Origin of the sequence: Dietzia sp. 179-F 9C3 NHS (genome assembly GCF_045369825.1) — a bacterium.
Taxonomy (GTDB): Bacteria; Actinomycetota; Actinomycetes; order Mycobacteriales; family Mycobacteriaceae; genus Dietzia.
The window spans coordinates 359,768-380,521 of sequence record NZ_JBIQES010000001.1 but is presented as its reverse complement, the minus strand read 5'-3'; the positions used below and the strand labels follow the sequence as shown (position 1 = coordinate 380,521).

General features: G+C 74.6%; 20 protein-coding genes. 8 read left to right on the top strand and 12 right to left on the bottom strand.

What is annotated here, in order from left to right; translation table 11 throughout:
- The first annotated feature begins 74 nt into the window (after positions 1–74).
- Positions 75–671 carry a mycofactocin system transcriptional regulator gene (gene mftR / locus ACH0BZ_RS01875; protein ID WP_406896196.1) on the top strand — a complete coding sequence of 199 codons (597 nt, stop codon included), beginning with the start codon at positions 75–77 and terminating at the stop codon, positions 669–671.
- A gap of 10 nt (positions 672–681) precedes the next feature.
- On the opposite strand, the gene ACH0BZ_RS01870 is transcribed toward mftR, so the two are convergent.
- Positions 682–1,200, bottom strand: coding sequence for a DUF1992 domain-containing protein (locus ACH0BZ_RS01870; protein WP_406896195.1), 519 nt, complete (start codon positions 1,198–1,200; stop codon positions 682–684).
- Between the two features lie 105 nt (positions 1,201–1,305).
- Between ACH0BZ_RS01870 and ACH0BZ_RS01865 the strand changes: the two genes are divergently transcribed.
- A complete protein-coding gene (locus ACH0BZ_RS01865) occupies positions 1,306–2,469 on the top strand; it encodes an acyl-CoA dehydrogenase family protein (RefSeq protein WP_406896194.1) in 1,164 nt (387 codons plus the stop codon).
- Between the two features lie 56 nt (positions 2,470–2,525).
- The gene (locus ACH0BZ_RS01860; protein WP_406896193.1) at positions 2,526–3,026 is read left to right on the top strand and encodes a hotdog fold domain-containing protein; all 501 of its coding nucleotides are present in this window, start codon (positions 2,526–2,528) and stop codon (positions 3,024–3,026) included.
- A 40-nt stretch (positions 3,027–3,066) separates the two neighbouring features.
- Here the strand turns inward: ACH0BZ_RS01860 and ACH0BZ_RS01855 are convergent, their stop codons facing one another.
- From ACH0BZ_RS01855 to cobF, 5 genes are all read right to left on the bottom strand, one after another.
- Entirely contained in the window at positions 3,067–3,201 is a 135-nt protein-coding gene (locus tag ACH0BZ_RS01855; protein ID WP_406896192.1) for an SHOCT domain-containing protein, read from the bottom strand.
- A 109-nt stretch (positions 3,202–3,310) separates the two neighbouring features.
- Positions 3,311–3,829: a flavin reductase family protein gene (locus ACH0BZ_RS01850; RefSeq protein ID WP_406896190.1), complete on the bottom strand. Its 519-nt coding sequence runs from the start codon at positions 3,827–3,829 to the stop codon at positions 3,311–3,313.
- Between the two features lie 105 nt (positions 3,830–3,934).
- Positions 3,935–4,792: an ABC transporter permease gene (locus ACH0BZ_RS01845; protein ID WP_406896189.1), complete on the bottom strand. Its 858-nt coding sequence runs from the start codon at positions 4,790–4,792 to the stop codon at positions 3,935–3,937.
- The gene (locus tag ACH0BZ_RS01840; RefSeq protein WP_406896188.1) at positions 4,789–5,772 is read right to left on the bottom strand and encodes an ATP-binding cassette domain-containing protein; all 984 of its coding nucleotides are present in this window, start codon (positions 5,770–5,772) and stop codon (positions 4,789–4,791) included. Before ACH0BZ_RS01840 ends, ACH0BZ_RS01845 begins: the two co-directional genes overlap by 4 nt.
- 82 nt (positions 5,773–5,854) lie before the next feature.
- Positions 5,855–6,634 (bottom strand): precorrin-6A synthase (deacetylating), encoded by a 780-nt coding sequence (gene cobF / locus ACH0BZ_RS01835; protein WP_406896187.1) that lies wholly within the window; start codon positions 6,632–6,634, stop codon positions 5,855–5,857.
- Positions 6,635–6,672: 38 nt separating this feature from the next.
- Between cobF and ACH0BZ_RS01830 the strand changes: the two genes are divergently transcribed.
- Both ACH0BZ_RS01830 and ACH0BZ_RS01825 read left to right on the top strand, forming a co-directional pair.
- A complete protein-coding gene (locus ACH0BZ_RS01830; RefSeq protein ID WP_406896186.1) occupies positions 6,673–6,870 on the top strand; it encodes a VOC family protein in 198 nt (65 codons plus the stop codon).
- A gap of 32 nt (positions 6,871–6,902) precedes the next feature.
- Positions 6,903–7,724, top strand: a complete 822-nt coding sequence (locus ACH0BZ_RS01825) for an HpcH/HpaI aldolase/citrate lyase family protein (RefSeq protein ID WP_406896333.1) — start codon at positions 6,903–6,905, stop codon at positions 7,722–7,724.
- 64 nt (positions 7,725–7,788) lie between these two features.
- Here the strand turns inward: ACH0BZ_RS01825 and ACH0BZ_RS01820 are convergent, their stop codons facing one another.
- The 4 genes from ACH0BZ_RS01820 to eccCa all read right to left on the bottom strand — a co-directional run bounded on the left by ACH0BZ_RS01820 (position 7,789) and on the right by eccCa (position 13,439).
- A complete protein-coding gene (locus tag ACH0BZ_RS01820) occupies positions 7,789–8,079 on the bottom strand; it encodes a WXG100 family type VII secretion target (protein ID WP_406896185.1) in 291 nt (96 codons plus the stop codon).
- A gap of 40 nt (positions 8,080–8,119) precedes the next feature.
- The gene (locus tag ACH0BZ_RS01815; RefSeq protein WP_406896183.1) at positions 8,120–8,464 is read right to left on the bottom strand and encodes a WXG100 family type VII secretion target; all 345 of its coding nucleotides are present in this window, start codon (positions 8,462–8,464) and stop codon (positions 8,120–8,122) included.
- Between the two features lie 152 nt (positions 8,465–8,616).
- The gene (locus ACH0BZ_RS01810; protein WP_406896181.1) at positions 8,617–9,450 is read right to left on the bottom strand and encodes a hypothetical protein; all 834 of its coding nucleotides are present in this window, start codon (positions 9,448–9,450) and stop codon (positions 8,617–8,619) included.
- Positions 9,447–13,439 carry a type VII secretion protein EccCa gene (gene eccCa / locus ACH0BZ_RS01805; protein ID WP_406896179.1) on the bottom strand — a complete coding sequence of 1,331 codons (3,993 nt, stop codon included), beginning with the start codon at positions 13,437–13,439 and terminating at the stop codon, positions 9,447–9,449. The genes ACH0BZ_RS01810 and eccCa overlap by 4 nt, the downstream gene beginning before the upstream one ends.
- 151 nt (positions 13,440–13,590) lie before the next feature.
- On the opposite strand from eccCa, the gene eccD reads away from it, so the two are divergent.
- Positions 13,591–15,168, top strand: coding sequence for a type VII secretion integral membrane protein EccD (eccD, locus tag ACH0BZ_RS01800; RefSeq protein WP_406896177.1), 1,578 nt, complete (start codon positions 13,591–13,593; stop codon positions 15,166–15,168).
- On the top strand, positions 15,165–16,562 hold the full coding sequence (gene mycP / locus ACH0BZ_RS01795; protein WP_406896175.1) for a type VII secretion-associated serine protease mycosin: 1,398 nt from the start codon (positions 15,165–15,167) through the stop codon (positions 16,560–16,562). Before eccD ends, mycP begins: the two co-directional genes overlap by 4 nt.
- On the opposite strand, the gene eccB is transcribed toward mycP, so the two are convergent.
- Positions 16,507–17,952, bottom strand: coding sequence for a type VII secretion protein EccB (gene eccB / locus ACH0BZ_RS01790; RefSeq protein WP_406896174.1), 1,446 nt, complete (start codon positions 17,950–17,952; stop codon positions 16,507–16,509). The genes mycP and eccB overlap by 56 nt on opposite strands.
- A 136-nt stretch (positions 17,953–18,088) precedes the next feature.
- Between eccB and ACH0BZ_RS01785 the strand changes: the two genes are divergently transcribed.
- Positions 18,089–19,687, top strand: coding sequence for a type VII secretion protein EccE (locus tag ACH0BZ_RS01785; RefSeq protein WP_406896171.1), 1,599 nt, complete (start codon positions 18,089–18,091; stop codon positions 19,685–19,687).
- Here ACH0BZ_RS01785 and ACH0BZ_RS01780 read toward each other — a convergent pair.
- A complete protein-coding gene (locus ACH0BZ_RS01780) occupies positions 19,641–20,726 on the bottom strand; it encodes a DUF695 domain-containing protein (protein WP_406896170.1) in 1,086 nt (361 codons plus the stop codon). The two genes, ACH0BZ_RS01785 and ACH0BZ_RS01780, sit on opposite strands and share 47 nt — an antisense overlap.
- Positions 20,727–20,754: the final 28 nt, after the last annotated feature.

The following is a 20,754-nucleotide window of genomic DNA, read 5'->3' as shown; positions in this document are numbered from 1 at the left end:
CTGTCGCGGTGAGACCTGCATCATATTGGCACTTGGTGCCATGTGCACCCTACCCCTGCCTTACGCTGGGGTCCATGGGTGTCGCGCAGATCGCCGGGGGCGGGGTACCGGGCCGTCGCCCGGCCACGTCGCGGACCTCGATCGTCTCCGTGGCGCTCGCGCTGTTCTCCGAGCACGGGTACGAGGACACGAGCGTCGACCAGATCGCCGCGGCGGCCCGGATCTCGCGGCGCACGCTGTTCCGCTACTTCCCCGGCAAGGCCGCGATCGCGTGGGGCGAGTTCGACGACCAGATCGACGGCATGCGCCGGTACCTCGCCGCGATCCCGGCCGCGACACCGCTGCGCGAGGGGCTGGCCGACGCGCTCGTCGCCTTCAACACCTTCCCCGACTCGGAGACCGAGGTGCACCGCGGCCGCATGCGCCTGCTGCTCAGCGTGGACGAACTGCAGGCGCACTCCACGCTGATGTACGCGGACTGGCGCGGCGCGGTCGCCGAGTTCGTGGCCCGCCGCCGCGGCGAGAGCGAGCGCGATCTCGTCCCGGACGCCGTGGCCCATGCCGCGCTCGGCATCGCGCTGGCCGCGTACCGGATCTGGGTGGACGAGCCCGGAGCCTCGCAGACGCGCCTGCACGAGCTGCTGCGGGAGGGAACCGAAATCCTGGCGTGACCGGCCCCGGTCAGCGCGACAGGGCCCGCCGGAGGTAGGCCCCGAGCCGGGTGCGTGGACGGCTCCGGCGTGGGGCCCGGGGCGGGGTGGCGAGCGACGACGGCGAGGGCGTGCCGTCGCCGCCGGGCACCGCAGGCCGTCCCGCGCGCCACCGCTCGACCATCTCCCCGACGTCAACGGTGTGGATCGGGAGCATCGGCCCGCTCGGCAGCCGGATCCACTCGGCGATCCGCACGTTGAGCGCGCGGACGAGCTCGCGCACCTCGGCCTCACCGTGCGCGGCGTCCACCGCGGCGGGCAGGCGCTCGATCTCGCGCCGCAACTGCAACGACTCGGGCAGCAGCGCCTCGGCCGAGAGTCCCTCGCGATCGAGGTAGGAGCGCAGCCACCAGTCCGGGTCATCGCCGTGATCGGGGATCGGCTTGCCGTAGCCGGGCAGGTCGTCGAACGCGCCGGCCTCCTGGGCGAGCCGGATCTGCCGCTCGACCCACGTCTCGAACGGCACGCCCGCGGGCTTGCGCTCGGTCACGGCCACCAGCGTAGGCGGGTCTACCCCGCGGCGCGCAGCCGCCGGACGTGGTCGTCGTCACCCCATTCCCCACCTCCTCCCCAAGGGGTCCCTAGTATCACAAACATGCCGAGTAGCTTGTTTCCCGAATACCGCGCGGCCTGGGAGGACGACCAGGTCCACGACTTCCGCATGCACGCCCGCGAGTTCATGGCCAGAGAGGTCACGCCGCACCAGGAACGGTGGGCGCAGAACAAGCAGGTGGACCGCGAACTGTGGACCAAGATGGGTGCGGCCGGACTGCTGTGCACCGAGATCCCCGAGGAGCTCGGCGGTCTGGGCCAGCACTTCGGTTACGAGGCCGTGGTGCAGGAGGAGCTGTGCCTGGCCAACGACTTCTGCGTGGGCTACGGCGTGGCCTCGACCATCGTGCCGCCGTACATCGCCCACTACGGGACCGACGAGCAGAAGCAGAGGTGGCTGCCCAAGCTGGCGAGCGGCGAGATGGTGGGAGCCATCGCGATGACCGAGCCCGGCACCGGGTCGGACCTGCAGAACATCACGACCACCGCCCGGCGCGAGGGCGACGAGTACGTGATCAACGGCTCCAAGACCTTCATCACCAACGGCTCGCTGGCCGACCTGGTGATCATCGTGTGCAAGACCGACCCCGAGGGCGGGCACGCGGGGATGTCGCTCATCGTGGCCGAGGTCAACGAGCTGCCGGGCTTCGAGCGCGGGCGCGTGCTGGAGAAGATCGGCATGCACGGGCAGGACACGCGCGAGCTGTTCTTCAACGACATGCGCGTGCCCGCCGAGAACCTCCTCGGCACCGAGGAGGGTCAGGGCTTCTACCAGCTCATGAACCAGCTCGGCCGCGAGCGACTCATCATCGGCGTGACGGGCGTGGCCGCCGCCGAGGCCGCCGTGATCGAGGCGCTGGCCTATGCCAGGGAGCGCGAAGCGTTCGGTAAGCCGATCCTGAAGTTCCAGAACACGCGCTTCGTCCTGGCCGAGTGCAAGGCCGAGGTGCTGGCCGGCAAGGCGTTCATGGACTACTGCGTGCAGTTGGCCAAGGACGACAAGCTCGACGCCGCCACCGCCTCGATGGCCAAGATGTGGGCCACCGACAAGCAGGGCGAGGTCGTGGACAAGTGCCTGCAGATCTTCGGCGGCTACGGCTACATGATGGAGTATCCCATCGCCAAGGCGTACGCCGCGGCCCGCGTCCAGCGGATCTACGGCGGGACCAACGAGATCATGAAGGAGCTCGTCGGGCGGACTCTGTAGGGCGGGTCGGCACACCCCGGCGGACGCCGCCCTTACCGGCGGGTAACCTCGCCGTCATGACCCCGGACACTCCCTCCCCGCTCGCCGACACCCCGACCCTCCGGCTCTGGAAGAAGGCCACGGCCCTGCCCTTCGGCTCGCGACTGTTCACCGCCGTCGTGAGCCTCAAGGCGCCGTACTTCCGCACGGCACTGCCCCACGTCGTGGAGATGCGGCCGGGCCGATGCGTGGTGCGCGGACCGCTGTGGTGGGGCAACAAGAACCACATCGGGACCTTCCACGTGATCGCCGCGTGCAACCTCGCCGAGTTCGCGATGGGCATGGTCGCCGAGGCCACCGTGCCCACCACCCATCGCTGGATCCCGGTGGGCATGCAGACCGCCTACCCGGCCAAGGCGACCGGCGGGCTCACCGTGACGGCCGAACTCGCAGAGATCCCGGACTTCTCCCAGATCACCAGCGGCACCGACATCCCGATCCCGCTGACCTTCGTGGACGCCGCGGGCAACGAGCCGATCACCGGCACCATCACGATCCGGGTCTCCCCCAAGAAGTAGGGCCCGGTGGCGCGCCGGTCGGATGCGTGAGGCGCCCCGCTCACAGCCGCTTCAGGATGTCCTGCTTCTTCGCCGTGAACCCCTCCTCGGTGAGGATTCCGGCGTCACGGAGTCCCGCGAGCCCACGGATCGTCTCGAAGGGGTCGTCCACGCCGGCCCGCCGGTTGCGCTTCATCAGTGCCCGCGCAGCGCCCGGTTGCGCTTCATCTCTGCGACACAACGGGGGCGCAACCCGGCGGCACCGCAACTGAAAGGATGCACAACCCCTGCGGAGACGCGACGGTCTACTCCTCCGCGCCCTCCTCGGAGGCGTGCCCCGGCTCGACCTCGCCGAGGTCGGACAGCCGCAGCGGGCCCGCCTCGTCGTCGACCTCCGCCGATTCCACCTCGAGCACGAAGCAGGCGTGGTCCCCCTCCGTGTCGAGCAGGGCCACGCGCCGGCCGACGAACCGCACCGGCAGGGCGCGGACCATCGGGACGCCGCCGGGCCCGCGGTCCAGCTCGAGGCCGCCGAAGGTGTCCACCTCGTCACCGGTCGTGCCGCCGAACCACGCCGCCAGCTCGCGGTCCCCGGCGCGGAGCAGGTGGACGGCGAGGTGGGTCGAGCGCAGCGCCACGCGGTACGTCCGGTTGGCCTTGGAGAGCCACACGGCGTGCCGGCGCGGGTCGATCGAGCACTGGGAGTGGAAGCCCACCAGGCAGCCGGCCGTCTCCGCGTGGTCGGCGGCGGTCACGACCACGGCCGCCCCGTCGAGGAGCGCGTTGATCCGGTCGTAGGCCTCGTCGGTCCCCGGCGTGGTCATCGGTCGACCCCCTGTCGTCGTGGCCGGTACGCCCCGGCCGTCGGTGTCCTCCCCACGGCATCACGGCGCGGGGGGCCCGACAACCGGAGACCGGCCGGCCGGGGATCAGTCCCGCGTGCGGGCGTCGAAGGCCTTGAGCGCCAACGGCGCGATCACCACCGTGAGCACAACGATCCACACGAACGACATGAGCACCGGGTGCTGGAGGGCCCAGGCGGCGTCCGGGCCCATCGCGGGCGCGTTGCCCCACAGTTCGCGCATGGCCTGGACCACCGCGGAGAGCGGGTTCCACTCGGCCACGACCCGCAGCCAGTCCGGCATGGTTTCCGGCGGCACGAAGGTGTTGGCGACAAAGGTGATGGGGAAGATCGTGGTGAACATGACGCCGTTGACGGCCTCGATGGTCTTGATCCGTGAGCCCACGAGGATCCCGATCCAGATCATGGCGAACCCGAACCCGAGCAGCACCAGATAGCCGAGCAGCGCGTCCACGATCCCGCCGCGGATCCGCCAGCCGATGAACAGGCCGGTGACCGACATGACGAGCACGCCGAGCGAGGAGTGGATGAGGCTCGAGACGCTGCGGCCGACGAGGATCGACGCGCGCTGGGTGGGCAGGGTGCGGAAGCGGTCGATGATCCCCTTGTTGAGGTCCGTGCACAGGCCCGAAGCCACGACGAACGAGGAGAACGCCATGGTCTGCGCCATGATCCCGGGCAGGAGGAACTCGCGGTAGTTGCCGCCGCCCACTGCGATGGCGCCGCCGAAGATGAACCCGAAGAGCAGGACGAACATCACCGGCTGGATGGTGACGTCGGTGAGCATCTCCGGCTGGCGCTTGATGTGGGCGAGGTTGCGGCGGACGTGGGTGGCCACCTGGCGGCCGAAGCCGGGGCCGGCGGGCCGCTCGCGGTCCGGGGCGACGGGGGCGTCGGCGGCCGGGGAAGTCTGGACGGTGCTCATGCGGGCTGCTCCTCGTTGCCGGAGTCCTCGGCGGCGTGGCCGGTGAGGGAGAGGAAGACGTCATCGAGGCTCGGACGTTGCAGGCCGATGTCGTCGAGCTCGATGCCGGCGTCGGCGAAGGCGGCGGCGATCCCGGCCAGCGCCGAGACCCCCTCGGAGGGCGCGGTGAGCCGGCGGGCGTCGCGGTCCACGCGCAGGTCGGTGACGTGCTTCGCGAGGATCTGCTCGGCGGCCGGCATGTCGGTGGGCCGGGCGACGGTCACCACGAGGCTCGCGGCGCCGGAGGCGTCCTTGAGCTCGAGCGGGGTGCCGTCGGCGATCACCCGGCCGTGGTCCACCACGATGATCCGGTCGGCCAGGTGGTCGGCCTCGTCGAGATACTGGGTGGTGAGCAGCAGCGTGGTGCCCTCGCGGACGAGGTCGCGCAGCACCTCCCACAGCTCGATCCGGGCGCGGGGGTCGAGCCCGGTGGTGGGCTCGTCGAGGAACAGGACGGGCGGGGCGGCGACGAGGCTCGCGGCCAGGTCGAGCCGGCGGCGCATGCCGCCGGAGTAGCTCTTGGCGATGCGGGTGGCGGCGTCGGCGAGCGAGAACTTCTCCAGCAACTCGTCGGCACGGGCACGGACCCGCTTGCGCGGCAGCCCGTAGAGATCGCCGATCAGCTGGAGGTTCTCGCGGCCGGTGAGCAGCTCGTCGACGGTGGCCGACTGCGCGGTCAGGCCCATCGCGCGGCGCACAGCGGCGGGCTCGCGCACCACGTCGTGCCCGGCCACTCTGGCGGTGCCGGAGGTGGGTGGGCTCAGGGTGGTCATCATGCGGACCGTGGTGGTCTTGCCCGCGCCGTTGGGCCCGAGAAGGCCCAGGACGGTGCCGGCGGGGACGGTGAACGAGATGTCGTCGACGGCGGTGAAGTCGCCGAACTTCTTGACGAGGTGATCAGCTTCGATGGCGGGGGCGTCGGACGCCGACCGTGTACTCACCACAAAAGGGTGCCGCCTGCGGCCATGACGCGTCAACGTGAGCGGCGGCACGTGCGGGCCGCCGCTGTCCGCAGGGCGCGCCTCACACGCCGGCGGCCGCGCTCTCGCCGCTGCGGAGCAGATAGGTGTCCATGATCCACCCGTGCCGCTCGCGGGCCTCGGCGCGCACGCGCACGATCTCTTCGGCCACCTCCAGCGCGGGCCCGGAGACGAGGATCTGCTCCGGGGAGCCGAGGTAGGCGCCCCACCAGATGTGGGTGTCGGGGCCGGCCACATCCCGGAACGCGCAGTGGGCGTCGAGCATGACGACGACGTTGGCCAGCACTTCGGGAGGGGTGCCGGCGAGGCGCCGGCCGGTGGTGATGTGCACGGGCTCGCCGACCCGGTTGGCGCAGATCCCGAAGGCGGCGGTGAGGGCCGCCGGGGCGGTGACGCCGGGGACCACCTCGACGGCGAAGTCGGCACCCGCGGCCCGCGCGCGGTCCAGGATCCGCAGCGTCGAGTCGTACAGCGACGGGTCGCCCCACACGAGGAACGCGGCCACCCCGTCGTCGGTCGTCTCGGCCTCCAGGGCGACACGGATCCGGCGGGCACGCTCGGCGTGCCAGTCGGCGACGGCGCGGTCGTAGTCGAAGGCCGCCACCTCGTCGTCGCGCCGCGGGTCCGCCACCACCACCTCCCGGGGGCCGCCGTCGGGGCGGTGCTCCGCGACGATCCGGCGACGCAGCTCCCGCATGTCCTCGGTGGCCTCGCCCTTGTCCAGCAGCAGCAGGACGTCGGCGCGGCGCAGCGCGTCCACGGCCGCCAGGGTGAGGTGGCGGGGGTCGCCGGTGCCGATGCCGATCACGAGGACGGTGCGCATGGGCGGAGCCTATCCCCGGGCCTGGATTCCGGATCACCGTGACCTCCGTCGTCGTCGACGACCAGGCCAGGGCGCTGGCCTTCTACACCGACGTGCTGGGGTTCGTGCCCGGGCACGACGTGCCCGTCGGCGGCCACCTCTCCCGAGAGGTGGGAACCGGTTCTCGTTTGGGAGTCCGCCGCGGCTCCGACGTATCGTGGGGAGGTTGCCACGCGACCCTGCGTCGCCTGACGTGACCAGCACAGGAAGCCCGGTACCCATGAGTCCCATGTCCACCATCCCGCCGACCATCGCCCGGTCGTGGCTGCTCCTGCCCGCCGACAAGTCGGAGCGCTTCGACGCGGCGGCCAACTCGGAGATGGACGTGGTGGTGCTGGACGTGGAGGACGGCTGCCGTCAGTCGGAGAAGGAGCGCGCCCGCCGCGAGGTGCGGCAGTGGCTCGAGGCCGGCAACCACGCGTGGATCCGGATCAACGACGTCCGCTCCCCCGAGTGGGAGAAGGACCTCATGGCGCTCGGCCACTGCCCTGGCCTGGACGGTGTGATGCTGGCCAAGACCGAGAACCCCGAGCACGTCTCGCTCACCGCCGCGCGTCTGGCCCCCGAGACGCCGATCGTTGCTCTGGTCGAGTCGGCCGAGGGGCTGGCCCAGGCCACGGAGATCGCCAGGACCGACTCGGTGGTCCGCCTGGCGTTCGGCATCGGCGACTACCGCCGCGACACCGGCATCGGCGCCTCCCAGATCGCGCTCGCCTACACGCGCTCGCAGTTCGTGGTGTCCAGCCGGGTGGCGCGCGTGGCGCCGCCGATCGACGGCCCCACGATCTCCAACGACACGCAGGTACTCATGGACGCCGCCGAGCACGCGGTGGAGATGGGCATGACGGGCAAGCTGTGTCTGCGCGTCGACCAGGCCCCGTACATCAACGAGGTCCTCTCCCCCTCGGCCGCGGACGTCTCGTGGGCCGAGTCCGTGATCGACGAGCTGGGCGCCGGCGGCGAGCGTTGCCGCGACGGCGCGGACCTGCCGCGACTGGCCCGCGCGCAGAAGATCGCCCGCCTGGCGCAGGCGTTCGCCACGGCGAACTGAGGCGACACACGAAACTCCCCGCTCCTCTCTCCATGAGGGCGCGGGGAGTCCGTGGGGCCGGGTGTCAGCCCCAGGCGCGGGCGGCCAACCGGTCGGCGTCCTGCATGCCCTGGTTGCCGGCCATCGTGGCGGCCGAGATCTCGGCGAGCAGCTGCTTGAGCGCGAACGCCGCCTGGTTCCACTGGTCCTGGTGCATCCGGTAGGCCGGGGCGGCCTCGCCGGCCCAGTCCGAGCCGAGCCGGTCGACGTCGGCCTTGAGCTGGTCGAGCACGGTCTCGAAGTAGGTCGAGGCACGGGAGATCTCGCCGGTGAGGGCGGCGATCTCGCCGTGGTCGTAGCGGATGGTTCCGGTCATGGTCTTCTCCTCCTGCGAATCGGGGTGTAGTCGGTCCGGATCAGCCCGGGATGTTGAGCGAGCCGCCGGTGTCCACCCGGCCCAGTCGCGCCCCGGCGTCCTGATCCGCGGTCTCGAGGCCGGACCGGTTGGAGCGCAGGCCCTGGGAGATCCCGAGCAGGGCCGCGTTGAGCTTGGCGCTGTTCTGCTGCCACTCCGTGCTCACCTGGGCGAACCGCACCTGGCCCTGGCCGGACCAGACGGCCGGGTTGGCCAGCTGGTCGGCGATGCCCTGCACCCGCTTGAGGATGCCGTCGACGTCGTCCTTCACCGTGTCCACGCGACCGGCCAACTGGTCCAACATGGCCGGATCGACGGCGAGTCCTTTTCCGACAGGTCCCGTCATCTCGATCTCCCCTTCTCCTCGCGCCGACCCGTGCCGCCGCTCGTCTCGTCGGTACCCCCTCCGGGTCCGTCACAGGGTTCGACGGGCGCGGGGCCTCGTCCGGTTCCCCTCCGGCAGGAAGTTCTGCGCGGCCCCGGGGGCCGCACCGTGCGTCAGGCGGCGGTGCCGGGAATCCTCAGCGCCGCCTCGACCGGCGCCGGATCGGGCACGAGAAAGGACAGCAGGCGCCCGGCGTCGCAGGCGTCGACCACCCGCTCGGCATTGCGGCCGCGGGCGAGCACCTCGGTCGAGCCGCTCCCCGGCGCGCGCCGCCCCTGCCGCATCCCCACGACGGCGTCGAGCACGCGTGCCACCTCGTCGTCGCGCACCGCGTCCCGACACGGGTCCCACCGGTGGATCACGGCCCGGTCCACCAGGGTGAGTCCGGCCCGGGTGCGTTCCACGAGGCTCACGGTGGTGCCCGCCGTCCACGCCTCGACGCACACCGCCCACCGCGCCGACGACGACGGCAACGCCTCGGCCGTCACCAGCGCGCCCCGTACGGCGTGCGCCCCGACCCCGAGCCCGCGTGCGGCGGACACCAGTCGCGCCGTCCGGGCAGCCCCCCAGTGGCTCGGGGCCACCAGCACGACCTCGCGGGCCACCCCGGCGCCGTCGGTCGCCCCGGCCCAGCGCAGGGCCCGGGCCACGGGGGCCGCGAGCAGCTCGGGCACGGGAACGGACAGCCCGGCCACGTCCACGCGGTCCCGGTGCGCGGCGGCCACCGGGTCCGCCAGGCACCGGTCCGGGTGTCGGCCGGCCACCGCGTCCACGCGCGCGGAGCACTCGATGCGGTCGCCCCCGGGCGGCAGCGCCGAGCCGTCCGCGGCGGCGAGGACCGAGGCGGGCGCGACCGTCGGGGCGAGGACCGCCGACGACGACGCGGTGGCCACCGCCAGCCCCGAGCAGGTGAGGTCCACGGCTACCCGCGAGCCCGGCCCCGTCACGGCTCGGACCACGCGGTCTGCACGAGTCGGACCCCGCCATCGCGGGTGACGAGCCGACCGCGTCCGGCGGGCAGCGGGCCCGGGCGGACGCCGCCGAGGAGCGGCCCCTCCTCGCGGCTGCCGGACAGGATCAGTCCGGCGCCGCCGAGGTCGCGGATGCGTCCGACGACCGGGTCGTACAGGGCACGGGACGCGCCGGCGGCCCGGCGGGCCAGGACCACGGACAGCCCGATGTCGCGGGCGTGCGGGAGGAACTCCACCAGCGGCAGGAGCGGGTTGCCGGAGCCTGTGACCACCAGGTCGAGGTCGTCCACCACGAGGTGGATCCGGGGCCCGCTCCACCACGACCGCGCCCGCAGTTCCTCTGGTGTGACGTCCGGGCCGGGCATGCGGGCGGAGAGGATGCGCACGAGGTGCTCGACCATCGGTATCAGGGCCGATTCGGTGGCGGCGTACCCGCCGAGGTGGTCACCGGTGACCTCGCCGAGCATGGTGCGCCGGTAGTCCACCACGACGATCTTCGCGGCCTCGTGGGTGTTCCCGGCGACGAGCCCTCGGGTGATCGACCGCAACACGGAGGTCTTGCCGGACTCGGAGTCGCCCAGGACGAGCATCAGCGGGTCGGCCCCGAGGTCGGCGTACGCCACCTGCAGGTCGGCCTCGTCCACCCCCAGCGGCACGCGGGTCCGCGTGCCGTCCGGCCCGGGCCGCGCCAGGCTCGCGAGCTGCGCATACGGTAGTACCGCGGGGAGCATGCGCACCGGGGCCGCGCCCAGCCCGCCCACCCGGGCCCGCCATCGATCCGCGAGGTGGCGGGCGGCGGCGGCCGCCGCGTCATCGATGCCCTCCGCGTCGAACCCGCCGTCGAGACGGGGCTGGTAGACGAGCATATGGTGGCGGTCGCGGGTGAGTCCGCGCCCGGGCGCGGTGGGCACCGTCATGGCCGCCCGCCGGTCGATCATGGAGTCGGTGGGGTCACCGAGACGCAGCTCGACCCGGGTGCCGAGGGCGTCGCGCAGCGCGGGGCGGAGGTCGGCCCAGCGGCCCGCGGAGAGGACCACATGGACGCCGTAGGCGAGGCCGTCGGCGGCGAGGCCGAGGACCGTCTGCTCGAGGTCGTCGAACTCGGCGCGGAAGGCCTGCCACCCGTCGATCACCAGCAGGACGTCGGGGAACTCGGCGACCTGCCGCCCGTCGCGCTCGACGACCCGGCGTCGCGCCTGCTCCACCGAGGTCACGCCGGCCTCTCGAAACGCCGACTCCCGGCGGCGGAACTCCGACTCCACCTCGGCGACGGTGCGCCGGAGCCGCTCCTCCTCGCCACGGCGGGCCACGCCACCCACGTGCGGCAGCGCGGCCACCGCGTGCAGCAGGCCGCCGCCGAGGTCCACGACGTACATCCAGAGCCGGTCGGGCCCGGTGGTCGCGGCCGCCGAGAGCACGAGGGTGCACAGGGCGGTGGACTTGCCGGCGCGGGTACCGCCGACGACGGCCGCGTTGCCGTCGCCCCCGGACAGGTCCACCTCCCAGGTGTCGCGCCGCTGCTCGTACGGCAGGTCCACCTCCGCGAGGGGGAAGCGCAGCGCGGGCGGACATCCCGGCTCGTCGCCGGAGGGCTCCGTGCCCACCGCGGCGTCGAGCGGGGCGCCCTGCCCGAGCGGCGGCAGCCACACCTCGTGCGCCGGCCTGCCGTGCCCGGCGAGCCGGCCCACGAGGACGTCGAGCAGGCTGGCCGAGGTGTCCTCGACGGTGACCGGCTCCTCCGCGGGGACCGTGGCCGGCGGCGGCGTCGGCACCGGCATGTACCAGGACGTGAACGCCCGCGGGGTGGCGCGGGCGACCGGGACGACGACCGAGGACGAGCCGTCCACCCGCCGGTCCGCCACGTACGGTCCGGAGACGTAGGCCGCGTCGAAGCGCACCGGGTCGCCGGAGTCCACCTTGAGGTAGCCGGCCCCCGGGGTGGCCGGCAGGTGGTAGGCGTCGGTCACGCCGAGCACGCTGCGGGACTCGGTGGCCGAGAAGGTCTTGAGCGCGATCCGGTACGACAGGTGGCTGTCCAGCCCCCGCAGGCGGCCCTCCTCCAGCCGCTGCGAGGCCAGCAGCAGGTGGATGTGCAGGCTGCGGCCCAGGCGCCCGATGGTGAGGAACAGCTCGGCGAACTCGGGCTTGGCGCTGAGCAACTCGGAGAACTCGTCGACCACGACGAGCAGCGTGGGCAGCGGGTCGAGCGGGACGCCCTTGGCCCGGGCAGCCTCGTACTCTCCGACGTTGGCGTAGTTGCCGGCGGCACGGAGCAGCTCCTGGCGCCGCGTGAGCTCGCCCTCGAGCGCGTCCCGCATCCGGTCGACCATGGTGATCTCGGCCTGCAGGTTGGTGATCACCGCCGAGACGTGCGCGAGGGGCTCAAGCCCGAGGAATGTGGCACCGCCCTTGAAGTCCACCAGCACGAGATTGAGCGTGTCCGGGTCGTGGGTGGCGACCAGGCCGAGCACGAGGGTGCGCAGGAACTCCGACTTGCCGGAGCCCGTGGCGCCGATGCACAGGCCGTGGGGTCCCATGCCGCCGTGCGCCGCCTCCTTGAGGTCCAACTCGACGGGCGCGCCGTCGGGGCTCACCCCGACGGGCACACGGAGCCGGTCCCGCTCCCCTCGTCGTCGCCACGCCACCGCCGGGTCGACCTGCGACGCCACGCCGATCCCCAACAGGTCGGGCAGCCCCGGGGCACGCCGGGTGGAAGTGGAGCCGTCGGCGTTGGTCACCGTGTCCGGGAGGCGGTAGCGGGCCATCGCCATGGCCAGCCGCTCGGCCTCGGGCGGGCTCAGGGCGTCCAGCCGCGCGACCTCCTCCTCACCGCCCCGGGTCCACAGCCGGGCCCGGCCGTCGACGACCCGGATGCACAGGCCGCGCCGCAGGGCCAGGTCGCGCAGCTGGCCGGCGCGGCTGCCCGAGACCTCGATCACGGTGACCCCATCGAGTCCGTCCTCGGCGAGGATCCGCTCGGCGCCCGACACACCCACGCCGTCCACCACCACGACGAGGTGGGGGACGCCGGGCCGCGCCGGGGAGCTGGGCGCGAAGGCCGGCCGCTCCACGACGTCCGAGGCGAGCATCGACTCGACGCCGCCGAGGGAGAACTCGGTGAGGCGCACCCGGCCGCCGCCGTCGGTGTAGACGGGGTGTTCGTGGTGGGGCAGCCACTTGAGCCACTCCCAGGCGCGCCGCGCGTCGCCCTCGCTCGCCGCCACCGCCACACGCACCCGGTCCGGTCCATGCGAGACGGCCAGGCCCGCGAGCATCGCCCGCACGGCCGAGCGGACCACGTCCACGTCGCCGTCCAGTGAGAGCGCGGCAAAGGCCCGCAGGTCCAGTGCGACGGGCAGCTCGTCGACCACCGAGTGCGCGCGGACGAAGCGCCGCATGCTCACCACCGACACCGGCTCGAGGTCGTCCACCGGCCCGGTGTCCGGCGCGTCGAGCCGCGTCGCGAGGGCCTGGCGGCCCGGGCCCAGGCGAACGGTGAGGTACTCGGCGTCGGTGGGATCACGCTCCCACATGCGCGGGGTGCCCACGAGCGCGGGCAGCTCGGTCGGGTCCGGGTGGCGCCACAGGGCGGCAGCGCGCTGGGCGGCCGCCGTCTCCCGCACCGTCTCCCGGGTCTGGCCCAGGTACCGCAGGTAGTCCTTGCGAAGCTCGTCCGTCTCGGCGGTCCGCGTGCCGCCGGAGAAGGTGGTCGCCAGCATGCCCACCGCCGAGACCGCCATCATCGCCGGGAACATCATGGCCAGCGGGTTACGCATCATGCCGCCGCGCATCATCACCACCACCGCGCCGACCACGGCCACGAGCAGGACGATCGGCAGCACGGTCTGCAGGAGCGGACGCGGGGTGGGACGCGGCAGGCCCGGCGGCGCCTGCAGGGCGACCTCCCCGGTCGGGACGGGTGGCGCCTCGGGCCGCTCCGCGCGCGGGAAGACCACGTCCCCCATAGGTCCCCTCCCGCCTGGCCGCACCGCCGCGGGGTGGATCCCCCACGAACGCTCCTCGGCATCGACAATGGTCGTCGCGCCGAACGGGATGGTAGGGCAGCACGGGCCCGCACGGGGACGTCACCGTGCTCGCCCCGGAGAGGAGACAGCGGTGACGGAGCTGAACGGGTCGCGGCCCGTGGCGGCCGGGGTCGAGCCCCTGGACCAGCGGCGGGTCTCGGTGGTCTGCCGGACCACGCGGGTCGATCTGAGCCTGCCCGCCCATCTCGAGTTGGTGGCGGTGATCCCCGAGGTGGTGGACCTCGTCCGCGAGCACGTCCGCGCCGCGGCCGGCCCTGCCGTGACGGTCGACGTCGACGCGCGCATGGGCGGTGGCGCGGGCGGGTCGTGGCAGCTCTCCCGCCTGGCCGGCGGGCCGCTCGCCGTCTCCGAGACCCTGGCCCAACAGCGGGTCCACGACGGCGAGATCCTCGTCCTCGATCACCGGCCCGTCCCGACGCCCGCCCCGCTCTTCGACGACGTGCTGCAGGGCCTCACCGAGGCCGATGTCGCGCGGACCCCCGCCTGGGACCGCCACGACGCCGCCCGGGTGGCCGCCCGGACCGCGTCCGTGACGGCTGCCCTGGCGGGCGCGGCCCTCCTCCGCCAGTGGTGGACCGGCGGCTCGCCGGTCGTGCCGCTCGCGGCGGCCCTCCTCGCGGTGGTCGGCCTGGCGGCCGTCCTCGCCCTGCGGGGCACCGCGGCGCCCGGGCACGCGCATGCCGCGGCCGGCGGGGCCGCCGTCGGCTTCACGGTCCTGGCCGCGGGCACGGTCGGGCAGCCGCCCGGCGGACCCGGCGCTCTGCTCGGCGCCCTCACGGCCGGGGCCGTGCTCGCCGGGGTGCTGCGCGCCACCGTCTTCCGGCCGACCCCGCCGCGCGACGGCGACGCGGCGGACGCGACTGTCCGGACGACGTACGCCCTGGCCGCCGGCTACCTCGCGCTCACCGTCGCCCTGGCGATCGGGGCGGTGGCCGCGGGGGTCGCCGCCACCACCGGCGCCCCGCCCGCCGCGGCGGGCGCGGGGACGCTCCTTGCGGGACTTCTCGTCCTCACCTCCGCGCCCCGCCTCGCCGTCGCCGCCGCCCGCATCCCCGTCCCGCCGGTGCCCACGCCGGGCGAGGACGTCGACGCCGGGGACCTCGAGGACCTCGACCACGACCTCCGCGCCCGCGAGGGCGACGGTGCCGGGTCCGGGGCGGAGGCCCCGGCGCTGCCCACCCCGGCCGCACTGCGGCACCGCTTCCTCACCTCCCGCTCCTGGCTGACCGGGTTGCTCGCCGCCTCCGGGGCGGCCGCCGCGGCCGGGGCGCTGGTGGCGCTCGGGGACCCGGACGCCACGCGCTGGGCCGCGCCGACGGCGTTCGTGCTGGTGATCCTCCTGGTCCTGCGCGGCCTCGCATACGCCGACCGCGTGCACACCACCGTCCTCCTCGTATCGGCGCTCGCCCTCACGGCGGGCATCCTCCTCGGCGCGCTGGCGACTCTGTCGGAGCCTGTCGCGGTGGTGGTCCCCGCGGCGGCCGCGGTCGCGGCAGCGGTCGTGGTGGCCGCGACGCTGCTGCCCCGGATCGAGCTCTCCCCCGGGGCGCTCCGCGCGGTGGGCACGGTCGAGGCCGTTCTCCTGTGCAGCGTGGTCCCCCTCGCCGTCGGGGCCACGGGCGTGTACTCCCTCGTCCGCCAGCAATGACGGTCACGCGGAGCCGCGGCCTGCCCGGCGGGGCACTGCGCGGGGCGGGCGTCCTCGTGGTGGCCGGGCTCCTCGGCCCGCAAGCGGGAGTGCCGGCGGCCACCGCGGTCGAGCGCCCGTCGATCGACGGCCCCGTCCCCGCCGCGAACCTCGCGCCCCCGGGTGAACTCCGCCTCGACGGACCGTGCCGGACCACGGCGGCGGTCCTCGACCCCGCCGCGCCGCCCGCCGCCACGACCGCCGCCGACCTTCGCCCCGCATGGATCCACGGGCGCGGGGAGGGCCAGGTCGTCGCCGTCATCGACACCGGGGTCAACCCCGGCCCACGACTGCCCCGGGTCCGCGGTGGCGGTGACCTCGCCCCGGGCGGCGACGGCACCGAGGACTGCGACGCGCACGGCACGCTCGTCGCCGGGGTCCTGGCCGCGCAGGAGGACGACTCCGGCCACACCGGGGTGGCCCCGGGCGTCGAGATCGTCTCGATCCGGCAGTCCTCCGGGGTGCTGCGGGCCGGGGCCCCGGACGGCGACGACGCGTCCGTCGGCCCGGGCGTCGGGACCCTGTCCACGCTGGCCGCCGCGCTGCGGGCGGCGGTCGACGCGGGGGCGGGGATCGTCAACATCTCCGAGGTTGCCTGCGTCCCCGCGGGCACCCGGCTCGCCGACGGGCCCCTCGGCGGCGCGGTGCGCCACGCCGTCACCGAACACGACGTCGTGATCGTCGCCGCCGCCGGCAACGTGGGCCGGGACTGCGCCGACCAGAACCCGGGCGGGCCCGACCCCACCGACCCGCACGACGACGGCTGGGGGGACGTGGTCACCGTCGCCTCCCCCGCCTGGTACGACGAGTTCGTCCTCACAGTGGGCGCCGTCGACGCGGCCGGTGCGCCCGCCGACTTCTCGCTCCGGGGACCGTGGGTCGACGTGGCCGCGCCCGCCGTGGACCTGCGGTCGGTGGGCGCCGACGGCGACGGCGTGTCCGACGTGGTGGTCGCCGCCGACGGCTCCCGTGTGCCCATCACCGGCACGAGCTTCGCCGCCCCCTTCGTGGCCGGTGTGGCCGCGCTCGTGAGACAGGCGCACCCCGAACTCTCCGCCCGGCAGGTCATCGACCGCATCCGCGACACCGCGCTCCCCGCGGCCGGCGGGCGCGACTTCGCGGTGGGACACGGTGTGGTGGACCCGGTGTCCGCCGTCACCGGGATCCGTCAGTCGGCCCGCCCGGAGCCGGTCGCGGCCGCTCAGCCCGCGCCCGGCCCCCCGCACGACCCGCCCGGCGCGGGACCCGGGGGCGTGGTCGCTGCGGCGGCCCTCGTCCTGGGGACGGCCGTGCTCGTCGTCACCGCCCTGGCGCGTCGTCCACGGCCGGGGCGAGGTCCGTCCCGTCCCGGGTGACCAGGGCCGACCCCCGGTCCAGGCGCGGGCCCGCGGGCAGACGGTCGAGGGTGCCGGGATCGATCGGGACCGGGGTGCCGCCCACGCCGAGCGCGGCGGCCGTTTCCGCGTCGGGGACGTCGAAGCGCACCCCGGTGTCCGTGATCACGGTCGTCACCGCGCTGCGCGTGGCGCTCCCCCGGCCGGCGGCCGCGACGAGCACCCCGCCGCCCGGGACGCCCACGGCGTCGATCGCGGGACCGCCGCCGTCCGCCCCCGCCAGCGTACGGACCTCCCCCGGGCCGGGCTCCCCGGCACCGGCCACCATCGTCACCCGGCGCGTCGCGGCGGCCTCGTCCGCGCCGTCCCGGGCACACAGGACCGGGGAGTCGCCGTTGGCGAGGACCCGGGGACGGTCCCCGGGGAACGCCGAGACGTCGAGGGCCACCGAGCGCGGCACGTCCATGCGGTCGGGCGCCACGCTCACCACCTCCCCCACCGTGACAGTTGCGCGGACGAGGTCCCCCACCACCGGCCCGACCTCCTGGACGCCGTCTGCCAGCGCCACGTGGGTGCGCGGCCCCGTCGCGGAGGCGACGGTGAACACCTGTCCGATCAGGAGCCCATCGAGCCCGTAGTCCACCGGCTCGCCCACGAGGTCGATCTCCGGGCGCGCCACCGGAGTCACCTCGCGGAACGGGTCGAGCAGCGCGGCGGACACCGGCCGCGGGGCTACCCCGTCGAGGCCGAGGACCGCCAGCAGCGCCTCGTCGGCGAGGTCGATGCGGGCGCGGGTGCCCGCGCGCAGCAGCCACCCCTGGCCCTCCTGGCTCGCGACGACCACCTCGTCGTCGGCGGTCACCCTGCCCGGGGCGGCCGTGTCCTCGCGCGCCACCACAGTCGTCGCGGACACCCGCGGCTGGCCGCGGTCCGCGTCCGCCACCGTGTCGCACACGGTCCAGGAGATCCGCGCGGCGGCGGCCGGATCCCGCTCCGCAGGGAGGGCCGAGGGCGCACCGGGGATACCGACCAGTCCGCCGCGGCTCGTGCTCACGAGGTCGCGCTCGCGGACGATCACCGGCTGGGCGGGCTCGCCCACGACGAGCCGCGCGGAGGCGAGGTTGAGGACCGGGTGGACCGCGTCGCCGACGCGGACGTACATCTCGCCGGACTCGCGCGACACCATGATCGTGGACCGGCCGACATCCGGCGCGGGGTCGAGCAACGAGAGGATCGCGGCCCCGGCGCACACGAGGACCGCCGCGACGGCCCCGACGGTCAGCCCGAGCGATTGGCGGCGCAGCGGATCGTGCAGCATCCGCACGTCCCGGGACACCACCGCGTGCCGGGCCCGCCGACCGAGGAAACGATGGCCGTCCACCTGCGCCTTTGTGGTGGGCTTCAGCGGCACGACCCGGCTCCCCTCCGCCGACGTGGCACCCCTTCGGCGGGTGCACCGGGGGTAGGATACGCCAGCATCCGGCCGCGGTGGCCGGTCTCCCCTCCCGGCTCCGGCACCGGGCCCGGGGACCGGGGAGGGGGTGGCGGTGACGTCGGTACCCGTCCTCGTCGTCCTCTGTCTGGCGCTCACCGTGGCGTGCCCGCCGGCGTGGCAGCCGTGGGTCCAGTTCGCCGCCGCCGCGCTGGTCGCCGCAGCGGTGACGGCTCGCCGTGGCGGCCGCCCGTTCCTCGGGACCCGCCCCGGTGCGCGGCGCCCCCCGGTCGATGTCGTGGACCTCGTCGCGCCGGACCGGTCCCACGTCGGCTGCGTGGAGGGCCACCGGATCGTCACCACGGCCGTAGAGATCTCGGGCGGTTCGACCGCCCCCACCGAGGTCGGCCGCGACGACCCCGCCGACTTCCCCGGCGTGCGGCTCCCGCTCAGCGCCGTGGGGCGACAGCTCGACCGCGGCGGGCCTGCCCTCGAGGGGATCGACGTCGTGGTCCGGGGCCGGCGAACCTCCACCGGTCCGGACGGAGCGGTCTACGCCGCCCTCGTGGGGCCGCTCGCCCTGATCTCGCGACGGCGGGTGCACCTGCTGCTCCGCTTCGACCTCGAGCGCCTGGCCGCCTGCCCTGGGACGACCGACCGCGGCGACCTCGAGCGCCGAGTCGCCGTGGCCACCGAGCGAGTGCGCCGCGCGCTCGTCCACCACGGGGTACCCTGCCGCGTTCTCGACGCCGCCGAGCTCGCCGAGCGCTATCTCGAGGCGGAGGAGGATGCCCGGTCGGGCGACCGGATAGGGCTCATCGTGCGCGCCGGGGCCGACGCGCGCACGGTGGTCGACGCGCTGGGCGCGGTCCCGGCGGCGGAGGTCACGGAGGTCCTGCGGCTCCGGCCGGTGCCCGGCCGCCCGGACCGGGTCGACGTGGTGACGGTCGCGGGCCTCACGGGCGCCGACCCGGGCGCGCTGCCCACCCCGGCCACCGGGGCCTGTCGGCCTCTCCTCGACGGTGGAATGCTGCCGGTACCGGGCGAACCCCTGACCGAGGAGTTGGCCGGGGCGGCGGCACGGCACCGCATCGCCGACCTTGATCTCCTCGCCCCGCCCGCCCACGGCGCGGGCCAGATCCTCGGGGCAACGCGCGCAGGCGGCGCCTCGGCGCTGCAGCTCGCCGGCCCGCACCTGCGCTCGGTCCTCCTCGCGGCGCGTCCGACGGTGTGCCGGCAGGTCGTCCTCCGCGCCGTGGCCTCCGGCTACCGGGTGGCGGTGGTGACCGACGTCCCCGACCGCTGGCGTCCTCTGCTCGCGATTGCCGACGAAACGCGCTACCGGATCGTCGACCCCGACGCTTCCGACGCAGGAGCCCCCGTCGACGCGGTCGTGTGGGACGTCGCCGGCAAGCTCAGCGAGGCCCGCATCGACGCGTTCGCCGGGCCGGGCGGCCCCGACGTCACCGCGCCCACCGTGATCCGGGTGGACGCCGACTGGGGTGTGGGGCTGCCCCACGACACCGCGGCCGGCGCACCCCCGGACCTGGTCCTGGACGGCCGGATCGACGGCTGGATCTCCGTGGAACCGCGGGGCGGGGAGCCGTACCGGGTGTCGGTCGTGTCCGGACCCGGCGAGGAACGCTATGTGAACGGACCCGCCGAGGTCACACCCGCAGGTGCTGCACCTTCCGCCAGCCCGGATCGTCGGTGACCCGGACGGTCACCTCGCCCTGGTCCCAGCCCGCGGCCGACACACGGAGCTGCTCGTCGGCCGGGGTGGTGGAGTCCACGTAGAAGTGCAGCAGGCGCCGGCCGTCGCAGCTCTCCGCCCCCACGCACTCGCCGTTTCCGGCGATCCGGTCCACCAGATGGTCCTCGAGGTCCCGCAGGCCCGGCAGGGAGAGCGGGCCCGGCAGTCCGCATTCCTCGACATCCGCATAGGGGACGCTGACCGCCACGTGCCGGTCGAACTCCGGGGCCGACAGCGCCACGAGCGGCACCCGCACCACCGCGACGAGCGGCCCGCCCGGGGTGTCGCCGTGGAGGATCTGCCACGCCGGGCCGCCCCACTCGTCCCGGTTATCCTCGGCCAGGTCGCGCAGGATCCCCGGCAGGTCGGACAGTCGCACCGCGTCGTCACCCGGCGCCGTGGCGTTGGCGCGGATACACCCCACCCACAGTTCCACCGCCGCCTCGCCGCAGATGGCGTCGAGCAGCAGGTAGGCGGCCACGCCCCGATCCGGGCCGGACAGGCCCGCGAACGCCGGGTGGTGCACGGTCACGTCGGCCTGCGACAGGCCCACGTCCACCACGACCTCGGCCTCGTCGAAGCCCAGGCGGTGGTCGCGGAAATACATCGCACAGCCGGCCACCGGCTCGCGCAGGTCGTCGAAGCACCACGTCTCGTCGGCCGGTGGCGCCGCCGCGAGCCAGCGGCGGGCCACCCCACGCAGCTCGGGCACGCCCGCGGCCGTCACCGTGAGCCGGTGCCGCGCGCCCCCGTGGCCGGGTACGAACTCCCAGGACAGCCCTGGGTCCACGGCCTCGATGAGCGAAGTGATCTCCGGCACCACGCGGCGGACGTCGCCGGACGCGCACGCGGCGGCCGACCGGCGCGCCCCGCCGTCGGCCCACCACCGCCAGAAGGCGGTGATCGCCCGGTCCGAGCGGAGGCGGGCGGTCTCAATGCGGACGCCGGTCAGGTCCAGTGACCGGGACAACTCCCGGGGCCGTGCCGCACCGATCGCCATCCGTTCACCTTCCGTCCCGTGTCGCCCG